The 20896-nt window shown below is 39.0% G+C and carries 21 protein-coding genes; 13 read left to right on the top strand and 8 right to left on the bottom strand.

From position 1 onward, the window contains the following. Positions 1 to 72 precede the first annotated feature (72 nt). From H5087_RS11040 to H5087_RS11010, 7 genes are all read left to right on the top strand, one after another. Complete coding sequence (locus H5087_RS11040) at positions 73 to 1806, top strand: tetratricopeptide repeat-containing sulfotransferase family protein (RefSeq protein WP_182672043.1); 1734 nt, start codon at positions 73 to 75, stop codon at positions 1804 to 1806. 84 nt (positions 1807 to 1890) lie between these two features. Further along, a complete protein-coding gene (gene dinG / locus H5087_RS11035) occupies positions 1891 to 3966 on the top strand; it encodes an ATP-dependent DNA helicase DinG (protein WP_039484246.1) in 2076 nt (691 codons plus the stop codon). Next, positions 3966 to 4742, top strand: coding sequence for a TSUP family transporter (locus H5087_RS11030; protein ID WP_002958254.1), 777 nt, complete (start codon positions 3966 to 3968; stop codon positions 4740 to 4742). The genes dinG and H5087_RS11030 overlap by 1 nt, the downstream gene beginning before the upstream one ends. 1 nt (position 4743) lies before the next feature. Beyond that, positions 4744 to 5352, top strand: coding sequence for a primosomal replication protein (locus H5087_RS11025; protein ID WP_002958255.1), 609 nt, complete (start codon positions 4744 to 4746; stop codon positions 5350 to 5352). A gap of 13 nt (positions 5353 to 5365) precedes the next feature. Beyond that, the gene (locus tag H5087_RS11020) at positions 5366 to 6259 is read left to right on the top strand and encodes a histone deacetylase (protein ID WP_182672042.1); all 894 of its coding nucleotides are present in this window, start codon (positions 5366 to 5368) and stop codon (positions 6257 to 6259) included. A 51-nt stretch (positions 6260 to 6310) separates the two neighbouring features. Then, on the top strand, positions 6311 to 6592 hold the full coding sequence (locus H5087_RS11015; RefSeq protein ID WP_166420264.1) for a late competence development ComFB family protein: 282 nt from the start codon (positions 6311 to 6313) through the stop codon (positions 6590 to 6592). Continuing rightward, positions 6576 to 6728 carry a DUF2496 domain-containing protein gene (locus tag H5087_RS11010; RefSeq protein ID WP_076915489.1) on the top strand — a complete coding sequence of 51 codons (153 nt, stop codon included), beginning with the start codon at positions 6576 to 6578 and terminating at the stop codon, positions 6726 to 6728. The genes H5087_RS11015 and H5087_RS11010 overlap by 17 nt, the downstream gene beginning before the upstream one ends. Before the next feature lie 2 nt (positions 6729 to 6730). Here H5087_RS11010 and H5087_RS11005 read toward each other — a convergent pair whose 3' ends face one another. Next, on the bottom strand, positions 6731 to 7255 hold the full coding sequence (locus tag H5087_RS11005; protein WP_182672041.1) for a sel1 repeat family protein: 525 nt from the start codon (positions 7253 to 7255) through the stop codon (positions 6731 to 6733). 102 nt (positions 7256 to 7357) lie between these two features. On the opposite strand from H5087_RS11005, the gene H5087_RS11000 reads away from it, so the two are divergent. Then, positions 7358 to 8242, top strand: a complete 885-nt coding sequence (locus H5087_RS11000; RefSeq protein ID WP_182672040.1) for a DMT family transporter — start codon at positions 7358 to 7360, stop codon at positions 8240 to 8242. Positions 8243 to 8274: 32 nt separating this feature from the next. On the opposite strand, the gene H5087_RS10995 is transcribed toward H5087_RS11000, so the two are convergent. The 3 genes from H5087_RS10995 to H5087_RS10985 are packed head-to-tail and all read right to left on the bottom strand — an operon-like array spanning position 8275 to position 10041. Then, the gene (locus H5087_RS10995; protein WP_182672039.1) at positions 8275 to 8787 is read right to left on the bottom strand and encodes a CC0125/CC1285 family lipoprotein; all 513 of its coding nucleotides are present in this window, start codon (positions 8785 to 8787) and stop codon (positions 8275 to 8277) included. Between the two features lie 25 nt (positions 8788 to 8812). Further along, positions 8813 to 9553 carry an anti-sigma factor gene (locus H5087_RS10990; protein WP_182672038.1) on the bottom strand — a complete coding sequence of 247 codons (741 nt, stop codon included), beginning with the start codon at positions 9551 to 9553 and terminating at the stop codon, positions 8813 to 8815. After that, entirely contained in the window at positions 9550 to 10041 is a 492-nt protein-coding gene (locus tag H5087_RS10985) for an RNA polymerase sigma factor (RefSeq protein WP_006793586.1), read from the bottom strand. Before H5087_RS10985 ends, H5087_RS10990 begins: the two co-directional genes overlap by 4 nt. Positions 10042 to 10181: 140 nt before the next feature. On the opposite strand from H5087_RS10985, the gene H5087_RS10980 reads away from it, so the two are divergent. Next, the gene (locus H5087_RS10980; RefSeq protein WP_182672037.1) at positions 10182 to 11528 is read left to right on the top strand and encodes a S8 family serine peptidase; all 1347 of its coding nucleotides are present in this window, start codon (positions 10182 to 10184) and stop codon (positions 11526 to 11528) included. Here the strand turns inward: H5087_RS10980 and H5087_RS10975 are convergent. The 3 genes from H5087_RS10975 to H5087_RS10965 all read right to left on the bottom strand — a co-directional run bounded on the left by H5087_RS10975 (position 11512) and on the right by H5087_RS10965 (position 15740). After that, positions 11512 to 12465 (bottom strand): surface lipoprotein assembly modifier, encoded by a 954-nt coding sequence (locus tag H5087_RS10975; RefSeq protein ID WP_182672036.1) that lies wholly within the window; start codon positions 12463 to 12465, stop codon positions 11512 to 11514. The genes H5087_RS10980 and H5087_RS10975 overlap by 17 nt on opposite strands. Positions 12466 to 12527: 62 nt before the next feature. Beyond that, positions 12528 to 13403 carry a hypothetical protein gene (locus H5087_RS10970; protein WP_182672035.1) on the bottom strand — a complete coding sequence of 292 codons (876 nt, stop codon included), beginning with the start codon at positions 13401 to 13403 and terminating at the stop codon, positions 12528 to 12530. Positions 13404 to 13538: 135 nt separating this feature from the next. Beyond that, positions 13539 to 15740 (bottom strand): exonuclease domain-containing protein, encoded by a 2202-nt coding sequence (locus H5087_RS10965; protein WP_182672034.1) that lies wholly within the window; start codon positions 15738 to 15740, stop codon positions 13539 to 13541. A gap of 89 nt (positions 15741 to 15829) precedes the next feature. Between H5087_RS10965 and H5087_RS10960 the strand changes: the two genes are divergently transcribed. Next, on the top strand, positions 15830 to 16393 hold the full coding sequence (locus tag H5087_RS10960) for a dual specificity protein phosphatase family protein (protein WP_259397765.1): 564 nt from the start codon (positions 15830 to 15832) through the stop codon (positions 16391 to 16393). A 419-nt stretch (positions 16394 to 16812) separates the two neighbouring features. On the opposite strand, the gene H5087_RS10955 is transcribed toward H5087_RS10960, so the two are convergent. Beyond that, on the bottom strand, positions 16813 to 18012 hold the full coding sequence (locus H5087_RS10955) for a DUF3644 domain-containing protein (protein ID WP_182672033.1): 1200 nt from the start codon (positions 18010 to 18012) through the stop codon (positions 16813 to 16815). Positions 18013 to 18432: 420 nt separating this feature from the next. On the opposite strand from H5087_RS10955, the gene H5087_RS10950 reads away from it, so the two are divergent. The 3 genes from H5087_RS10950 (at position 18433) to H5087_RS10940 (ending at position 20808) form a co-directional block, all read left to right on the top strand. Further along, positions 18433 to 19857, top strand: coding sequence for a sugar porter family MFS transporter (locus tag H5087_RS10950; RefSeq protein WP_182672032.1), 1425 nt, complete (start codon positions 18433 to 18435; stop codon positions 19855 to 19857). Between the two features lie 132 nt (positions 19858 to 19989). Then, positions 19990 to 20403 (top strand): YeeE/YedE family protein, encoded by a 414-nt coding sequence (locus H5087_RS10945; RefSeq protein WP_021032090.1) that lies wholly within the window; start codon positions 19990 to 19992, stop codon positions 20401 to 20403. 3 nt (positions 20404 to 20406) lie between these two features. After that, the gene (locus H5087_RS10940) at positions 20407 to 20808 is read left to right on the top strand and encodes a DUF6691 family protein (protein ID WP_182672031.1); all 402 of its coding nucleotides are present in this window, start codon (positions 20407 to 20409) and stop codon (positions 20806 to 20808) included. Positions 20809 to 20896: the final 88 nt, after the last annotated feature.

Genomic DNA, 20896 nt, shown 5'->3' with positions numbered 1-20896 from the left:
TAAAATTTGTAAAGCAGGTTATATTTTATTTCTTTCTAAGTTAGTCTTAAGAAAAAATAATATGAGCATTCAATGAGCACTTCTGAAATTATCCAACACGCTAATAATCTCCTTCAACAAAACAAGCTTCAACAAGCCAAAAAAATAATATTATCTTTAATTCAAACTGCACCAGAGCACCATCAAGCTTGGCAAGTATTAGCCCAAGTACATCGACAGTTAAAAGAGCAAGAGCAATACCAACATGCCATTAAACAATATGAGATGATTGCTTGGTTTAACCAACGTTTAGATAAAGCGAATCAGCATCTATTAAACAAAGAATTAAAACCAGCAGAAAACATTGCCCATGAGTTGCTCAAGCTTGTAGCGAATGAATACCGTGTTTTAGTGTTATTAAGTAAAATAGCTTTTCAGGCAAACGACTTTAAAACGTATTTGGCTATTACTTCTCATAATATAAATATAAATAGCACAAAATCAGCCGCTTATGATGCGCACATTGAAGCATTATTTAATACAAAGCAATATTTAGAGCTAATCTCTTTTTATAATAGGTCGACCAAATTAGTTACTTTACTACCACAATCCCAAAGTCTACTCGCTGCTGCCTATGTAAAAATGATGGACTTCAAAAATGCATCTCTAAATTACCAATCTTTGTTAAATAAAAATTATTACCCCGCATATTGCAATTTAAGACTTGGAAACATAGAAAAGATAATTGGCAATAACCAAAGTGCTATTGCTTACTATTGCAAAACAATAAAACTAGCTCCCCATATCGGCGAAGCCTATTGGAACTTAGCAAACTTAAAAACATATACTTTCACTCAGCTCAATATAGCTAATTTAGAACAGCAGATAACAATAGACTCAAATAAATTAAATAAAGCACAACTTCACTTTGCTTTAGCTAAAGCATATGAACAACATAGCAGGTACGAAGATGCCTTTTTGCAGCTAAGAATAAGTAACGATTTACAAAAGTCACTTACCCCTTACATTACTAATGACTTTAATGAGCGCTGTAAAAAATACCTAACCAAAAAAGTAGCCAATACAGTACATACCTCAACCGAAAATGAAGTCCAGCTAATATTTATTGTAAGCTTGCCTAGAAGTGGCTCTACACTTATTGAGCAAATACTGGCATCGCATAGCCATGTTGACGCTAGCTATGAATTATCAGAAATCAATTCTATTGCAGTAGAGTTAGAAAACCTTCAGATAAAAAGCAACGTACCTTATAAGCTAAATAGTTTGACTCAAGAGCACTTGGCAACATTAGCCAAACGCTACTTAAAATTCATTGAACCTTTTCGCAATAACAAGCCTTACTTTATTGATAAACAACCAGTCAACTTTCAACATATTGCTCTTATCAAAACTTTATTCCCTAATGCAAAAATAATCGATGTACAACGAGATAAAAAAGCGACTGCATGGAGCCTTTATAAGCACTCATTTTCACAAGGCCATAGTTATAGCTACGATCAGGAAGATTTAGCTCACTACATGAATGAATATTATAAGCTGATGACACATTGGCATAGCGTATATCCTGACGAAATATATACAATTAATTATGAAAGCTTAATAAACAACTTCACTGAAACGGTTAATGATTTATTTGAACATTGCAATTTAGTAGTAGAGCAAGCGTGCTATGAGTTTTATAATAATCAACGTCCTGTTTTAACTCCCAGTTCAGAACAAGTACGTAAGCCAATTTACAAAGAAGCGCTGACTGATTGGAAAAAATATGCAAATCATCTAACGCCACTGCTCAATAGGCTAAATTAGTAAACAAGCTGCTTGTAGTTACACTCTTATAACTCTAAAATCCATAGCACTGTAATTATATACATACTTTAGGTAAATCATCCCATGCTTTCTGACTCACTAAAAAAAACAATTAGGCAAGTACACCAGCATGTGGCTAGTAACCTAAAAGATTATCGCCCTCGTAGCAGTCAAAATTATCTTGTAGCCGAAATAGCAAAAACATTAGCCGGTGAATATCATAAAAAGCAGCGCATTTGCGTAATTGAAGCAGGCACTGGTACCGGTAAGTCTCTTGCCTATTGTTTAGGCGCGTTGCCTCTTGCCTTAGCGCAAAAAAAGAAGTTAGTTATTTCTACCGCAACCGTTGCACTGCAAGAACAATTAATAGCAAAAGAGCTCCCATTTTTTAAAAAGCATTCAGGCCTCGACTTTAAATTTGATTTGGTAAAAGGTCGCCATCGTTATATTTGTGCCCACAAATTACATAATGCTGTAAACGGCGATAGCCAAACACAAATGGACTTTATGCCAACGCTTACTTCACCATTGAGCGCAATGGAAACCAAGTGTTTGAATGAGCTATATAACGCCTATGTGAATAAAAAATGGCAAGGCGATAGAGACAGTTGGGCCGATACTGTACCCGATAGAGTGTGGAACTTAATAGCGTGCGATAAACATTCATGCCAGCGCCAAATGAAGGCTCATCAAACGTGTCCGTTTCAGCTTGCTCGTAATCAATTAATGCAAATGGATGTACTGGTAATTAATCACTCTTTATTACTTGCTGATTTAGACTTAGGCGGCGGTAAAATTTTACCCGAGCCCGACAACACCATTTATGTAATTGATGAAGCGCATCATTTAGCACATATAACACGCGACTTTTCATCAGCTGCTGCCACAATAAAAGGTACAATAGAATGGCTTGATAAGCTCACCAAGTTTAGCGGAAAAATGGCAAAGGTTTTAGTGGGGCAAAGAGCCATTGGCCAAAACTTTAAACTTTGCGACAGTATTAATGACGCGAATAAAGATTTAAAAGTAGTTCGCGATATTCTCGATAATGCTGACTTTGAATATTCGAAAGACGATACTTATCGCTTTGAGCACGGTGAAATTCCACAATCGCTGCACAGTAAAGCAAAAGACATAAGCGAAGCCACGCAAGATGCGCTGCGCTGTTTAAACAAAATGCACGACACCCTTACCCAAGATGTAAGCGACGGCGACATAAAACCTTACGTTGCCGACCCAATACTAGGCGAAAGCGGTCAATACATAAACCGCTTAGAGCAACTAAACAAACTATGGTTTAGTTACGCAAAAAAAGGCGAAGGTGCTCCCCATGCACGGTGGATAAAACGTCTTGAATATAAAAGCCATCACGACCACTTATTAAGCGACTGCCCTATCGAGGTCGGTTACTACCTAAAAGATAAATTGTGGCGAGAATGCGCGGGCGCTGTTTTGTGCTCTGCTACATTAAGTGCACTGGGCTCATTTGATCACTTTGCTTACGAAACAGGGCTTGCTAAAGAAGAGGGCGTTAAATTTATTAAAGTACCTTCTCCTTTTGATTACCCAAAACAAGCCACTTTACGTATTCCGGTATCTAAAGTAGAACCTACCGATAAAGACTTTAGTGATCACCTAGCTAAAACTTTACCAGAGTACCTAAATGATAAAAAAGCGAACCTTGTACTATTCGCTTCTTACTGGCAAATGGACCACGTAACAAAGTTTCTTAGAACAAAAGGTTTTAACTTATTAGTACAAGGTGAGATGTCGCGAGAAGCATTGCTTAAATTACACACTAAAAATGTAGACGAAGGCAAAGGCAGTATTTTATTTGGAACACAAAGCCTTTCAGAAGGTCTTGATTTACCTGGTAAATATTTAGAGAACTTAATAATCACTAAAATTCCGTTTGCTGTACCTACTTCGCCGATAGAAGAAGCGCAAGCAGAATTTGTACAAAGCAAAGGTGGTAACCCGTTTTTAACGATTACCGTGCCAGACGCCGCAAAGAAATTGGTACAAAGCTGTGGTAGACTGCTGCGAAAAGAGAGTGATGAAGGCTGTATTACTATTCTCGATAGACGCTTAGTGACTAAGCGATACGGTAAAGCCATGCTCGACACCCTACCACCTTTTAAAAGACAAATAGATTATTAATGTTTGAACTCGCACTCGATCCAACAACCTGGGCTGTTTTATGTGCTGTTGCACTTGCCGCAGGTTTTATAGACGCTATCGCCGGTGGCGGTGGCATGTTAACTGTACCCGCTTTATTAACTGCTGGCTTACCTCCACATTTAACATTAGGCACCAATAAATTAGCGGCTAGCTTTGGCTCGTTAACGGCAAGCTATACATACTATAAAAAGAACTTATTTAGTCCTAAGTTTTGGGCAGCCTCTATTATTGCTACCGCAATAGGTGCATTGATAGGGACTGTTATTGTTGATCATTTAAGTATCGATTTTTTAAACAAACTACTCCCCATTATTATTATTTTAGTTGCTGGCTATAGCTTATTTGGTAATTTAAGTACTACCGAAGGCGATGAACTTCCTAAACTAAACAAAGCGATGAAAATAAAACAATGGCTACAAGGTTTAGCATTAGGCTTTTTTGATGGTTTAGCAGGCCCAGGTACGGGTACATTTTGGACTGCTTCTAATGGTATGCTTTACAAAATGAACCTGCTACTCAACTGTGGTTTAGCGCGTTCAATGAACTTTGTGTCTAACTTTATATCTTTAATTACCTTTGTTGCACTCGGCCATGTAAACTTTTTACTTGGCATAACAATGGGCTTTTTTATTATGCTAGGCGCATGGTTTGGGGCGCATTCAGCAATACGTTTTGGTAGCAAATTTATTCGCCCAGTATTTAATACTATGGTTATACTTTTAGCATTAAAACTAATTTACGAGGCTTACTTTTAATATGCATTCAATGGCTTTAGATAAACTACGTCAACAAGTTGCAACACTAAAACAACAAGCTGAGCAATTTGATAAAGCTAAACTTTTTTCTAAAAATCGCTACATGCAAGCACAACCTAGCTTGTTTGACCGCGCAGTTTTTAGTACCAAAAGCATGAACCTAGTCGATTACGTAATAGAAATAGAAGATGAAGTTTCGAGGTTACCGCCAAGCGAGCATCGCCATGCTTATACCTACGCGCTTGAACGTATTGCAGCTCAAATACAAGCTGTATTCAATGTTATTAAATCTACCCCTATTTGGGTTAAAGAAAACAAAAGCCATTATAAACCACGCCCTAAGCAAACCGTTTATAAGCAAGCTGTGCAAAAAATAATGCAATCATCCCATGAGCTTTACGACGAATTAAAACAAAACCATGAGTTTGAACGCCGTTTAGTGCTCATGATTGAAGAGCGAAAAATGCAAATGGATAAAGCCTCGCCTGCTAAAGCACAAAAGCTTAACCTTGAAATATTAAGCACACACGCTCGATTAGGCCGCTGCAGAAAAGCAATTTCTGCCACCGAAGATAAAATTCAACAAGTAGAAAAACAGCAGCTGCGTTAAGGCGCACTTTACTATGCAGCTTTATTATCATCCATTGTATTCAGACCTTATACTCCCAGAACGCCATCGATTCCCTATTCAAAAGTATAAGTTACTTAAAACCGAAATAGAAAACCTAGGTGTTTCGGCTATTCACTTTCAAGAGCCTAAGAAAGCAACGCCTGCTCAGCTTTCGCTGTGCCATAATCAAACTTATATAGATGACTTTTTAAATGGGACTCTTAGCAATAAAGCCATAAAAAAAATGGGCTTTCCTTATTCAAATGAATTGGTAGAGCGCACATTACTATCAGTTGGGGCAAGCATCCAAAGTAGTGAACACGCGCTAAAACATGGTTTTTCGGCTAATTTAAGTGGTGGCTATCATCATGCATACAGTGATTACGGCAGCGGTTTTTGTATTTTTAATGATTTAGCTATTGCAGCAGCACATTTAATAAATACAAAGCAAGCCGACACTGTTTTAATTTTTGATTGCGACGTACACCAAGGCGATGGCACAGCACAAATCACTCAAAATCATGACCAAATTATTACCTGCTCAATTCATTGTGAGCAAAATTTCCCTCGTAATAAACAGCAATCCACTTACGATTTTGCATTACCCGCTAAAACAACCGACGCTGAGTACCTTGCTACATTAGAGCAAGCACTCGATTTTTGCGTGCGTATTCATAACCCCGATATTATTTTGTATAATGCAGGGGCTGATATTTACACAAAAGACGAGTTGGGCTTGTTTGATGTATCGCTCGATGGCGTATATAAACGCGACTTTTTTACTCTCAACTTTTGTAAGCAACACCAAATCCCACTAATGTGCGGCCTAGGCGGAGGTTATCAGCGTAATTTGAGTTCACTAATTAATGTTCATAAACAACTATTTAAAGCCGCTATCGATTTATAGCAAGCCATAGTATAGACTCAGTTAAACGGATTATTTTAAAGCGGTGGGAATATGCGATTACACGAAGATATACACAACTATTACGAAAAGATTGTAGTCGAGGAAGTTATCAAACTTAAACTTGATGAAAAATATGATGAAGATGTAATGGCTGACTTTTGTTGTACGGTACTAAATCAGCTCCCGCCACGATATATTCGCTACGATGTAGATATGGCGTTTTATTTACCGCAATCAGAACGCATACATATGGAACAACGTGTACAAACAGCAATAAATGTTGCCATCAGCCAAATATCAAAAAAGAAAGAGTTAAATGACAAGCCCACTTGATCAAGCCCCTACACATATTAAACTTGCAGTAGATTTAATTATGATACTAGAGCAACACGATGTTGCTCCAGAAGAAGTACTTAAAGCACTTGAAATAGTTAAAAGCGACTTTGAAAAGAAGTTAGAAAAGTCATAACTCTATTCTATTATTTGTATGTCGTGCTCGGTAACGCTACCTTCGTGCTTAGTGCAATCAATTTTAACTTCACCAAATGTACGCCTAGGCGAAGCTGAACGCCGACAGGTCATATTTTGTGCTTTAACGCCAAATTGCGTTATATACAACTCAACTGTTTCGTCTATTTGTTGTTTTTGCTGCGTAGTCGCTGCACTGTAAAATGCATCGTATTGCGCAGACCAATTCTCAACCCCCGCTTCTTTTGCAACACCTAGCCAGCCCATTCCGAGTTTAGTAGATTGCTCCAAGTATTGGCCTTTTAAAAACATGAATGCCAACGTGTATTGTGCACTTTTATAGCCAAGTGCTGCCGGCTCTTTTAAATCATAAAAAGCTTGCTCGTACAGACCCTTTTTATACGCTTTAATACCATTGTATTCTTTTTTCTTCATTGTATTGTCGCTGTATAGGCTAACAGGGGTCGACCCACACCCACCTAATAAACCTACAGCCAAAATTGCTGCAACCGATATACATTTAGCCATAACTAGTCCCTTATTATTTTTATATGCGAGTACCGAATCTGGCTTACACTCTTTGCAAAGCCTGCTATTGTGTAATCCTATTTGTATAATTAAAATACTATCATGAGCTTAGCAAGTTTACTTCGGTTATTTTTTCTGGCTGCAATTTGGGGCGCGTCATTTTTATTTATGCGAATGGCAGCTAACAGCTTAGGCCCAGCGGTGTTAATAGAATTTAGAGTTGGCTTTGCCGCACTCACCCTCTTTATTGTGGCGCTGTACTTAAAACGCAGCTTAGCGTTTGTCCAACATAAAAAACACTTTTTTATTATAGGTGCGTTTAATTCTGCTCTGCCGTTTTTATTTTTTGCTTACGCAGCCCAAACTATTAGCGCTTCCACACTCTCAATTTTAAATTCTACAACACCAATATGGGGTGTTGTTGTTGGAATTTTATGGACAAAAACAAAGCCCAATAAAAGTATGGTGATTGGTTTACTGCTGGGTTTAATTGGCGTAGTTATTTTGGTTGGGCAAAATCATTTTGTGTTAAATAGCCAATCAATTTTGGCCATAGTAGCAGCATTAAGCGCATCACTTTGCTATGCCATTGCATCGCATTACACTAAAAACGCGCCTAAACTGCCCCCATTCGATAACGCCCATGGCTCAATGTGGGCTTCAAGCTTTATGGTATTACCGCTTATCTTATTTATGCCAATACGAGAAATACCAAGCACCAACGTTATGCTAGGTGTACTCGTATTAGGAGTAATGTGCACCGCACTTGCTTATATTTTACTTTTTAAATTAATCGAAGATATAGGCCCTACCTCGGCGTTAACAGTCACTTTTTTAATTCCGCTATTTGGCATTTTTTGGGGGCATTTAATTTTAGATGAGCAAGTTGGGCCAAATACATTATTAGGCGCATTATTTGTCATTGTGGGCACTATGCTGGTTACTGGATTTTTACCACGAAAAAAGCACTTAGCTAAAACAAGCTAAGTGCTTATATCAAGCGCTTTTACCAAAAAAGCTTACTTTTCCGCCTTTTTGCTTAAGTTTTCAATTAAGTCTTGGGCGCTAAAACTATTGTCGCTTGGTTTTATCCCTTTGCCCATTTTAATATCAATTAAGGTGTGCACTTCTTTGCGTTTATCATTGTTACTTACCTGTACGCCTACGCTGCTTGTTGGGCGTGCACGAGTTTCGCAGGTTAATAAACCACAGTTTCGCTCATATTGCTGGCTTTGTGATGCACTAATAGATGACGCGGGAGCTTGCGATTTAGACTCAACAAAGGTTTCTTTGTTGGTTACAACAAACCAGTCGTAGCCTTGTGCTTGTGTAAGCTCAGCCGCGCGCAATAATGCATAGTCACCGGCATCGGCTACATTATTTGATACGCTTTTAAACTCTACTCGGTATTGATCGTCGCTAATTTTTTGCTCGCTGTAACCTTGTGAGCCATTATTTGCGGCGCGGTAATCAGGTTTAGATGCACAGCCCGCCATAAGTAAAATACTGATAATTAAAATAGATGTTTTCATAGTTCACCTCGTTTTATACACATTATTATTTGTTTAACTGCCACTTAGCGCTAATTGCTTGCTGCTCTTGCGCTCTATCGAGTGGTGCGCCGCTGATCATGCTATCTATAACAGCATCTAACTCACTGTTATTAGACGCCGTTTGATATTGCGCGCCACTGTTACTTTGCTGCGTAGCTGTTTGCGCTTTAATTTGCCAACCGCTTTGCGTTTTACAAGCAATGCTTGTTTGCGTTGTATTATTTGAGCTTAGTGCATACTGCCTACAAAGCTCATCTTGCTGATTTTTAAAACTAAGCTGTGCACTAAATAGTGAGCCATCACTTTGCTTATACTCACCACTACTTAGCTGTGTATTAAGTGCTGTGGCTATGTTACTGGCTACTAAATTTTGCGACTCATTGGGTTGTAAATAGCTCGTCATTGCAATACCAAATACCACAGCAACGCTTGCTGCTATTGCTAAACTTTTATTAGCCGATTGCTTAACCTTTTGCCAAGGCGTTAAGGTTACTACATTACTGTTTAACGTGTTTTTTGTCGTTGCTGTATCAAGCTTTGCAACCGTTTTAGCTAATGAGTCACTAAGTGGTGCGTCGTCAATACTTGCTGCGTGCTCTTTTACTAACATGTCTACTTCGCTAAATTCTGCAAGTCGCATTACTAGCTCATCATCGGTTTCAAGGGCTTTACGCACTTGCTCCATTTCGTGCTCGCTTAGTTCTGAGTCTAAAAAGGCGCTAAGTGTTTCGTCGTTAATGTTCATACTTGCTCCTTTTTAAAGTCGGGTTTTATTAAATTATAAAGTGTACTGCGTGCGCGCGATAATTTACTCATTACACTGCCTATAGGTATATCGAGTGTATGTGCTACCTCTTTATAAGCCATGCCCTGCACTGCCACCAGCGATACTATGGCGCGTTGCTCTTCGGGTAATTGCCCAAGTGCTGTATTTACATTTTTAAGCATTTGTTTGTTTTCGAGTGTTTGGTGCTCATTACTTGTTATTGGCTCTGGTAATATATCGGCCTGAGCCGTATTTTGCCTTACCTTGCGTGAGCGGTATTCGTCTATCCACACATTGCGGCAAATTTTAAACGCCCATTTAGCAGGCTCAACGTCATCCGGAATGCCTTTTACTAATAGTTTTTCAATTGTTATTTGCACTACATCGTCTGCATCTGCTTTACTACCCGTTAGCGAATAGGCAAAACGCCTAAGCATGGGCAATAAGGTTTTTAATGTTTCGTTCATTGATTTTTACCCCTTTTATAAAGAAGACGATTCAAAAAAACATTTATTCCCAAATAGTCAAAATAATTTGAATAATGAAATTTTTCTATGTGTTAAACGTTAACTAACCAGCATGATAAATTTAATAGAAGTAACCCAGTATGAACATGAAAAAAGTCCGCGTTAAACACATAATAGCTGCCTCGCTTTGCATATTTAGCACAACGAGCTCAGCCAATATAGTAAAAGTCGATCAGGTACTTGGGCAGCTAAACCCAATAGAGCAGCGTATTGAGCAAACTATAGAGCGGGCACAACGCGTGCCGCTTCCGGTGCCTGTTCCACAAATATCGATTGATGAACTAAAAGCGCAAATAAGTGAGCCAATTAGCAATTTACCCAATGTGCTTAACATTAATATAAATAGCCAAAACACCGCATTTGTTGAAGTAGAGCTAGAAAACGGTTTTAGAGCAATAGAGCGCCAATGGTTATTGATGGCAAATAGCCAACAACTTAATACCCTAAAGCAGCAAAATATAACGATTGTGTCGGTAAAAAATTACAACGCACTTAACATGAGCTTAGTGCGCTTTAACGTACCCCAAGGTGTTAATTCTAAAAGTGAGTTATTAAAAGCGCTTAACTTAGATGAGTCTGCAATACTTGACCGAAACCACATATACCAAGCGCAAACAGGCGAGCCTACCGCAAAAGTAACGCAAAATAAGCCTATTGCGCCTTACTGCACACAAAGCGTAAAAATTGGCATGATCGACAGCGCCATTAATACCAAACACAGTGCTTTTAAAGGCACCAATATCACCTCGCAAAGCTTTTTACCACAAGGGTTAAGCTCGCCAAATTTACACGGCACCGCCATTGCAGGGCTAATTACAGGTAAAGGCGCAAAACTTAACCCGCTTTTAGGCAGTGCCAAGCTCTACAGTGCCGAGGTGTTTTATAGGCAATCTGAATATGCACAAGGGGCTACTTTATTTGCCATAGTAGAGGCACTTAACTGGCTAGTTAGTAATAAAATACCCGTAATAAATATGAGCCTAACGGGGCCAAATAACGCAATTTTAGAAGCAAGTATTACTGCAGCAATAAAACAAAATGGTTTAATTGTAGCAGCTGCGGGTAATCAAGGTCCGGCGTCGCAGCCGTTATACCCAGGCGCGTATAAAAGCGTGATAGCGGTAAGTGCTATTGATTCAAAAAACCACATTTATAGATGGTCAAATAAAGGCGATTACATAGACTTTGCAGCCCTTGGTGTAAATGTTGTTACAAGCCAAGGCAATGGAAAATTTGGGAGGGAGTCGGGTACGTCAATGGCGGCGCCGCATGTAAGCGCGGCATTAAGTTGTTTATTGTTAAAACATGGTAATAATAAAACCAAAGCACTTAACGAACTTACATCGCTGGCCGTCGATTTAGGCGAGCAAGGCAAAGACGCCACCTTTGGTTATGGCGCCATTTACCCACCTAAAAGTGCACTTTAACTGACGCCGATAAAACCGACTGAGTATAGGTATTGCTACTAAGCTTTGATTGATAATCGCCATATTCAGCCTCGGCTATTAGTGTTACGTGCTCAAACACAGCTAGGTTATAAAACGCATTAACTACATTTCGGTGCTCATCTCGCGACGGTATTTGCTCAAAAAAATCATCCGTTGTTTGCTCATCGTAATCTTTATTTTGATAACGCCAGCCAGCCCCTACTTTGTTAGCCACATTAAAGGCCGTAAATTTGTGCGTAACTTTAGTAGTAAAGCCGTAACCGTTAAAGTCGTATTGGTTGTCGTCGGCGTTTTCTTTATCGGCACTTAGCGCTGCCATTAGCATGGTTTGGCCATTATTTATAAAATGATAAAGCGCTACATCGGCACCTATGCCATCGGCATTACGTGCTTTTGCAGTAGCAAAACGTTTAGCTTTGGTTTTTATGCTCATACGTAAATACGTATGCGGGTTTAAAAAATGACCATAGTAAGCACTAGCTTGATTAAAATGTAAAAATGTATCGCCATCTACATTTGCTTTTGCGCCATCGTAACGAACTCCTACCTCATGGCTATTAAAGCTGTAGCTGCCATCTAAACCATATTGATGAAGGTCTAAATCGTATTGATCAAATTCATCGTAGTCTTGTTGTTCAAACCGATAGCTTGAGGTTAATTTAGCGCCTTTGGTTAATTGCCATTTTGCATTAACACCGGCTGCGGTTTTTATGCCGCTGTCGCTTTGCGACGAAATATCATCAAGCTCCTGAACAGAAAGCGCCGAGTTACTTAATACCCCAACTTCAGCATCTGCATTTAGCTCAAAGCTATTTTTAAAGGGTTTATTTTGCTCAGGTGTTTTAACGTGGTTGGTTTGTGCAAGCACCGCTTGGGCACTAAAAACACACAATGTGGCGGTTATAACTGCTTTCATATTTATTCTCCAACAGGCCGAATAGGTTTCCCTATTCGGCATTTGTGCAAACACGCGGCGTATTAAAGGCCTAGGTCTAAGTCGTTAGTAATGTTGGTTACTACTTCACTTGCGGTGCTAAGTGCTACATCGTTACTAATTTGATCAGTAACCGCTGCACTCACCTGCCCGCTAACACTTTGTTGTACCGTGCTTTGTAAACTGCTAACCGTACTATCTTGCACACTGGCAATTAAAGATTGCTGAACACTACTTACAACTTCATTACTGGTATTAATTGCATCACCTAACTGCAGTGCAGAACTCACTGAGTTTGCAGCCGTATTAGTAATTGCTAATTGGTTTGTAAGCTCACCCGCATTAAGCGCACTCGCTGCATCAGCTTGTGTTACTGAATCGGTTGCGCTACTCACATTTGAAAGTAAAGAGGCATCTGTTGGTGTATCAGTAGTGTCAGGCTGAGTGCCTTGTTCAGAGGTAACAGAAAGTAATGACGATTGGTTCACTGCAGTCGTTAAATTACCCGCCGATGAGGTTAACTGCGCTGTTGCATCAAGTGCTGTATTGACTGTGGTATTGCCTGTGGCATTTAAAGACGATGCGTTCAATGAGTTATTTAAAGATGGGCTGGCAGATGCAACTAATGAATTTGCAGGCTCTGTGGTCTCGCTGCTTTCTTGCGCTGGAGTTTGCGTGTTATTTGCTGTTGAATCTGTGTTTTGCGAATCATCAGCCGTTACTTGTGTATCGTTAGATACGTCTGACTCGTTGCTACCACTGGCGGTTAAACCGTTTTGTGAAAGCGCAATAGATGTAGATGTTTGTTGCTGCGCCGACGTTGACTGAGATATTTCAATATCAGCGGCGTGCACTGCACCTGTAAAAATACACACACCGCTTAACATCATTACGCTTACAATTTTATTTAATTTAGTCATTGTTTTGTCCTCTAGTTTGTCGGATTGACATAAAGAAGACGATTTACAAAAACACTTTATTCCAAAATAAATTAAAAAATTACAATAAAACCACTTACTACCTAAATTTCAAATACTTAAAGGTAAGCTAATACCCTACGGCGTTAGCGTTTCACTATTTTGTATCAGCAATAACAGCTCAGCAGTAGCCGTTGCATCGGCCAACGCGCGGTGATGGCTGGTTAAATTCAAATTAAAATGCTTGCTAAGGTTACCAAGCGAATACGACTTTAAGCCTTTAAACGCTTTGCGCGATTCAACCACGGTGCACATTTTTGGCATTTTAAAAAAGTGCCCTGCCATCTCGCATTCTTTTTTAATAAAGCCGTAGTCAAAATTAACGTTATGGGCTACAAAAATACTGCCTGCGAGTATATCTAATAGCGGCTTAACTATATCGACAAATACAGGCGCGTTGTAAACCATACTGTCGCTAATACCGGTTAATGACGTAATAAAGCCAGGTATATGGCGCTCGGGGTTAACTAAGCTTGTCCAAGTATCAATGACTTTACCGTGCTGCACTTTAACTATGCCAATTTCGGTAATTCGGTTACCGCCTTTTAAGCCGCCCGTGGTTTCTATATCAACTACGCTGTAAACACGGTTTGGGTCTACAAACCACTTAACTGCGGCAATATGTACTGTAAAGCCCACATTTTTTAAATTATCTATGGTGGTTAATTGGTTGCGCCTAAGCTTATCGCCTGGAGCTTTTACTTCTTCAAAATGTACTTGGCCATTATTAATAACCATTAAATCGGGGTAGCCGTCTTTTAGCTGTAAATAATGTTTACTCATAGCCGTTAAGTGCGCAATTAGTGCCTCAAGTGGGCTGTTTAAAATAAGCGCTTCTAGTGGCTCTAATAAATTGCTGCGCCATCTAAATAAGCCATTGGGCTGATCAAAGTATTGCGCTGCATGTTTGCACACTAAATTAAGTAATGCTTGCGACGTTTGGCACTGAGCTAAGCGCTCGTTTATCTGTGTTTGCTGCGCTTCATAAAAATTACCAAGCCTTAATACTTGCGGATAAATATCAAACTCATTGCATGGCGGATAAGGCGACTCCACAAATAACTCATGCCAAAATACTAAACCAAACAAACTTTGCCAAAGCGTGTTTTCGGTATTAAATACAGCCATACCTTGGCGAGTATAATAATCGTTTACGCCCTGCTCTACTTCACCTCGGTATAGTTCATCTATTTCTAGCACGCACTGAGTGTCGGCAAGCATGGCACTTAAACGCGAACGTGTTTTTTTATTAAACTTACGCATTAAAAAATCGTCAGCAAAATAAAGTAAATCATCAGTAAGGGGGTTTTCGATAATGGCTTCTAATCGTGCTTTTACCCACTCTTTATTGCCAAGCCTGTATTGCTCTCTTATTTGAATTTCTTGTGCTTCGCTATCATCCACACACCCTTCAAGTAAACTAAAAGCAAGTTCGCTATCAACTGTTTTTAGCTGCCTATAAAGCCTAACTAATAGTTTGTTTTTTAATACAACGGCTATTGCACCATGTGCAGCTTGCACCAAAACCTGCGACGCTAAAGCAACATAGTCGCTCTCATCTGTAATATTTTTAAATGCTAACCGGTAACGGTTTAATAAATAGTTTGATTGCGCTTCGTCAAGTGTTTCAAAGCGCGACAAGCTCTCGCTGTGTCCTTCGCGCGTAGCGGTTAAGCCTAAGTCTCGCATTACAAAACGGTTTTGATGATTCACATCACCACTGCTTAGTTTGCCTGCAAATAAAAACTCAAAATACTCGTAGTAATCACTGCGGTTGTTAATTACATACTGGCTATAAAGTGGCGCAAGCTCTTGTGGGCATGCTTTAAAAAACTCACGCGCAATATCCACCAGCGCGCCTTTAGCGGTGCTCTTTTTAAAGCTTATTTGCTCTGGGTAGTTACTTAGTAACTCAACCAAAGAAGGCTTAGTTAAGTGCGCTAAAAGCTGCTGGTAATGCTGCTCGTTTGGCTCAAATAAAATGCCCGCTTTTTTTAGCGCATAAATAGCCTGATGCGGCGATGTTATTTCTTCATAATTAAGCGATTGCGCCTGCACTAAATAAGGCTTTCGCGAGTACACACGCGCCAACATGCACTGGCTTTGCTCATCTAGCTGATTAATTTTACTAATAAATTCGCGGTGCTTGGGCTCAAGTAAATGCATACATTTACTAGTTACAAACTCAATAAGCTCTCTAAAATGCGCTAAATAGTATTTTGCTGGTAATTCTTTTTTCATAATATCGCCATGACTGTATATAAAAACAGTATCTAGCATTTGTGCTTATTATTCAATCTTAAACTTGTAACTAAAACACGCTATAGTGAGCTTATTAAAGCAAATTCATTAAAAATAAAGGACTTACCATGAGCGCGCATCCGTACGATGTTTTACCACTCAATAACGGCGCAAATATTATTTTTACGCCTTGCCCTGGCACAAAAACACAAAACTTAGCGGATTCAATCGCCACATTAAAAGCGGCTGGCACTCACATGCTGCTTTCGCTTATGCCGCTAAAAGAACTTGAAAAAAACAACGTAGAAACAATTAATAGTGAGTGCAATAAGCACGATATAACCTGGTTTCATTTACCTATAAATGACGACGAAGCACCCAAACAGCCTTTTACATCAAGCTGGAACACCCACAAAACCGACATATTACAGGCCATACAACACAAACAAACCATTGCCATACATTGCAAAGGCGGTACAGGCCGCACAGGGTTGGTCGCTGCGCTTATTTTAAATTCGGCAGGTTACACAAAAGAAGAAGTATACAGCCTAGTACAAGGCATTCGCCCTAAAGCACTGACTATAGAGCTACAAAAAGAGTACTTTGAGAACTTTGAGGGGGTAGGCAGTGATTGGGGAGGATTTAGCACTATGAATAGTGCTAAAAATACTTTTAAGCTAGTTATGGGTTAGCGGTTGATAACGCTTAACTATTTGTTATGTGTTATATCAATAATATTTATCTAGACTTATCGGGTTTTATTAGCAAAGTAATAAATAACGTTGAAAATATAAAAAATATCGAAAAAATACTATAAACAATGTCGAACACATCAGCCTCAATGTCGATTAAAATATAAGCACAAAAATACGTTGAACCAGAAAATACGTAAACTAAAAAATTGTTCCACTTATCACCGGCTTTGATTTGAGCGTAGTAAGTAAGAATCAAAGTTACTATACCAATACATATAAAAGTCAAATTTCACTCCTAAACACGTAAAGCCCGCTTATGGGCAACCAAAACTTAGCGCCAATTTGGTTATAGTTTGGCGAAGCACCAAAACTAAATCGCCACGCAGTTTTGGGGTTCCAGCGAGAAACGAGCAACTTCACCGTTTCTTATATGAATCAACAGCACTCTTTAACCAGTTGTTTTGTTTAACTAGATTATTTACAAACCAGTTTACAAATTTAGCAGAATATCGATGGATATCTGTGTAGTTGTGATATTCAGAGTTGTTATTTGCCTTAATTTTATGCTTAAAAAGTACTGCTTGAAACGAGTAAGACGTAACTTTTAACTCTGACTGATCTCGGTTGATTTGCTCGATTGCAGAATTAGTAGTATACGGGTGAGTAGCATTCAGGTCTTTTGCTGTAGTGATTATCACTGCCTGTTGCCCGTCTACACCTGTACTCAAAGTGAGATCAGCTTCATCCGTTTTTTTAGATAACTTAAGCTTATAATCGATTGATATTGTATATTTATCAGAATCAACATCTTTACTAGTTTCTTCAAACTGTTTTAAAAAAGTTAAAACTTCTTTGGCCGTTAATTCACCATATGATTCTTTTATAACGCCTATTTCAGGTTCTGGTCCATCAATGACCAAACTCAACATTCCCACACTTTGTCCCGATAGTGAGGAATTGCCCATTTGATTTTTATAACGTTCTTGGTAATTTAAAACATTAGCTTGGAAAAGTCGTGATAGTTGAGGTTGTAATTCAGGTATAAGAAGATGAGTAGCATGATCTCTTAGCTGAATTAATGTTTCAATGTTCTTTTTTACGGGGTCATTATTTTGTAATCGCAGCGGTAAAGCATCTGAGATACTAATACTTTTACCATTGGAATAAAAAACCTTCTCACGACCTAAAGAATCTAAAACTTCAGCTTTTAAAAATAACTCCCAAGAATTAACCATCATAATAGCAAAAGCTACAACTCGATTACTTAAGCTTGGGCGATTATAAACTTCTAAAGCAAGTGTAAATGCATCAAGGCTACGTTTTATTAGCTTTTGATAAATTTTCTCATCTGGCGTTAGTACTTTTGCAGCCGTACTTTGTGACATTAAACGGACAAAATCGTCATTTGATAGCTGAGAACATCCCTCAGAAACCCAGCCACCTTTTTCAGATTTAAATATAAATTTTCCTTTTAGCTTTTCGGATATATATTTATTAACGCTCTTAGGGCTATAACCTGTTTTTTCAGCTGCTTCTTGAAAAGTAAAAGATCTTCCATCTTTCTCTTTCTCTCGGAAGAAATCTAATAATAGGACCCTTTTATCAACTCTAGGCATTTACACTCCATGTACAATTGCTTACTAACAACTTTAGCTACGATATTTGTCGTTTTATAAACCGACAATGTTCCTATATTCAATGCATTTACCTTAACCACCAAATAATCACTTGTAAACAATTACCTAACTTCCAATCAATTTATGTAATTGCAAAAGCACACTTAAAGGTACAGATCAGTAATATTGTTCCAACAGGCACTTTCCATAAAGTGCATATTATTTATTGAAATTTAGTTTTTGTTATTTAAAATTCGCTACTTAATTTCAAAGTATTGAGCCTAACGCCTTTAAGCTAATACCTTTAAAAACAACTTAATTTATACTCGCCGAACCCTTTATACCTGCACAAATGTATTCAGCCATAGCGCTTTACGATATTATGCTCCTTTGAATTTAAATTAACTTTCAGGGCATATAATGACAACGCACACACCGCCTTCCCACTCAGCCAACACAGCTGAAAACACCTCTATTATTTACGTGATTTTTATATCGGCCGTGGCTGCTATTGGTGGCTTTTTATTTGGTTTTGACTCAGGCGTTATTAACGGCACAGTGTCGGCACTCGGTAATGCATTTAATTCAAGCAGTGTGGCTACGGGCTTTAATGTAGCTTCTGTGTTACTTGGCTGTGCCTTAGGTGCGCTTGCTGCAGGACCGCTGGCTGATAAATTTGGTCGCCGTGCAATTATGATCATCACCGCGATTATTTTTGCCATTAGTGCATTTGGGTCGGGCATTAGCGAAAGCTCTGCGGAGTTTATTTTTTACCGTTTATTTGGTGGTTTAGGTATTGGTGCTGCATCAGTATTAGCGCCAGCTTATATTGCAGAAGTTGCGCCACCAGCACTACGTGGCCGTTTAGCTACATTACAACAACTCGCTATTGTATTGGGTTTATTTGCTGCTTTTTTAAGTAACTACTTAATTGCTGATGCAGCAGGCAGCGCGCAAAATATTTTAATGCTTGATATAGCCGCTTGGCGCTGGATGTTTTGGGCTGAGCTTGTGCCTGCTGTGTTGTTTTTAATCGGTGTTTTGTTTATTCCAGAGTCACCTCGTTATTTAGTGGCGCAAGGTAAAGTGGATGATGCAAAATCGGTATTTAGTAAAATATCGAACGACAATGTTGATGCGCAAATAAACGATGTTAAACGCTCATTGCATAGCGATACAAAGCCAAGTATTCGCGATTTATTTATTGATAACAGTAAAAAAGTACACCCAATTGTTTGGGTGGGTGTTGCGCTGAGTGTATTTCAGCAATTTGTGGGGATTAACGTGGTGTTTTATTACGGCTCAGAGCTTTGGCAAGCCGCTGGGTTTGATGAGTCGCAATCGTTATTTATAAATGTACTCGCAGGCACCACGAATATTGTATCAACCTTTATTGCCATTGCCCTAGTTGACAAAATTGGCCGTAAACCACTGCTATTAGTAGGCAGTATTGGTATGTTTATTAGCTTAAGCGCGCTTACTTATATATTTGGTAGTGCAGGCCTTGATGTAGCAGGCAAACTTGCCCTTAGCGATAACATGGGTACGTTTGCACTGATTATGGCTAACTTATTTGTGGTATTTTTTGGCTTAAGTTGGGGCCCTGTTGTATGGGTATTATTAGGCGAAATGTTTAATAATCGTATTCGTGGTGCAGCGCTTGCTGTTGCAGCTAGCGCACAATGGATTGCTAACTTTGCCATTACCATGACCTTCCCTATTATGCTTGCCAACATTGGCCTTGCCGGTGCTTATGGCTTTTATGCATTATCGGCACTTATAAGCATATTTTTTGTTGTTAAATACATAAAAGAAACACGTGGTAAAACGCTCGAATCTATGTAATTTTTAAAAGCGATGATATTAATCGCCAGCAAAAAAAGTAACGGATGCTAACTACTTAGCGCCTAATCAACAATTATCAATCGAAATGAAACAAACCGGTTTAGGCGCTTCTATTGTTTGGGAAATTTAAAAATGATAACAGAATTCACCCCAGTATCGGCTGCAATAGGCGGGGCATTAATAGGTATAGCGTGTACGTTATTACTGGTTTTATACGGAAAAATTGCGGGTATATCAGGCATTGTTAAATCTGTATTCGCTAAAGCAAATTCAGACTCTCGTTGGCAGTTATACTTTATTTTAGGGTTGTTGTTGGCAGGAGTGGCTGTAAGGGTATTTGCGCCATCTTTATTAGAAGGCGAATTGCAATTACCACCTTGGCTTATTGTTGTTGCAGGGCTTTTAGTTGGCGCTGGTACAACGTTAGCTAATGGGTGCACAAGTGGCCATGGTGTGTGCGGCATGTCGCGCTTTTCTACTCGCTCTTGGGTTGCAACATGCACATTTATGCTTGTCGCCTTCATTACAGCAAACCTTGTAGGATAAATAATGAAAGCAATTATGATGGTTGTTATAGGCTTTATATTTGGCTTAGGACTTATTATTAGCGGGATGACAAACCCCGCTAAAGTGATTAACTTTCTTACCTATGGAAACCAATGGGACGCAAGTTTAATTATAGTGATGGCTGTTGCCATGCTAATAATGATGCTTACATGGTTATGGGTTGCAACAAAAGAAAAGCCACTTCTTTCAGGAACGTTTAATTTAAGTGATTTAAAAAAAATTGATGCACGCTTAATTATCGGCTCGGTACTTTTTGGTTTAGGCTGGGGTTTAAGTGGTATATGCCCAGGCCCGGGCTTGGTTCAATTAGCATCTCTTAAAATGGAGTTTTTATTGTTTTTTGCAGCCGTGCTAGGCGGTATGTGGTTAGCCAAAAAAGTATAATATTTGCTGCCGACTAAACTCGGCAGCTACTTTACCCAAACAAAGGTACATAACTTGCTGCAATATATATAAAACTATATTGAACAGG

The sequence above is a fragment of the Pseudoalteromonas sp. SR43-7 genome (assembly GCF_014163785.1).
Lineage (GTDB): Bacteria > Pseudomonadota > Gammaproteobacteria > Enterobacterales > Alteromonadaceae > Pseudoalteromonas > Pseudoalteromonas distincta.
Note: the sequence above shows the minus strand (reverse complement) of the source record. Positions and strands in the feature narration are given on the sequence as shown.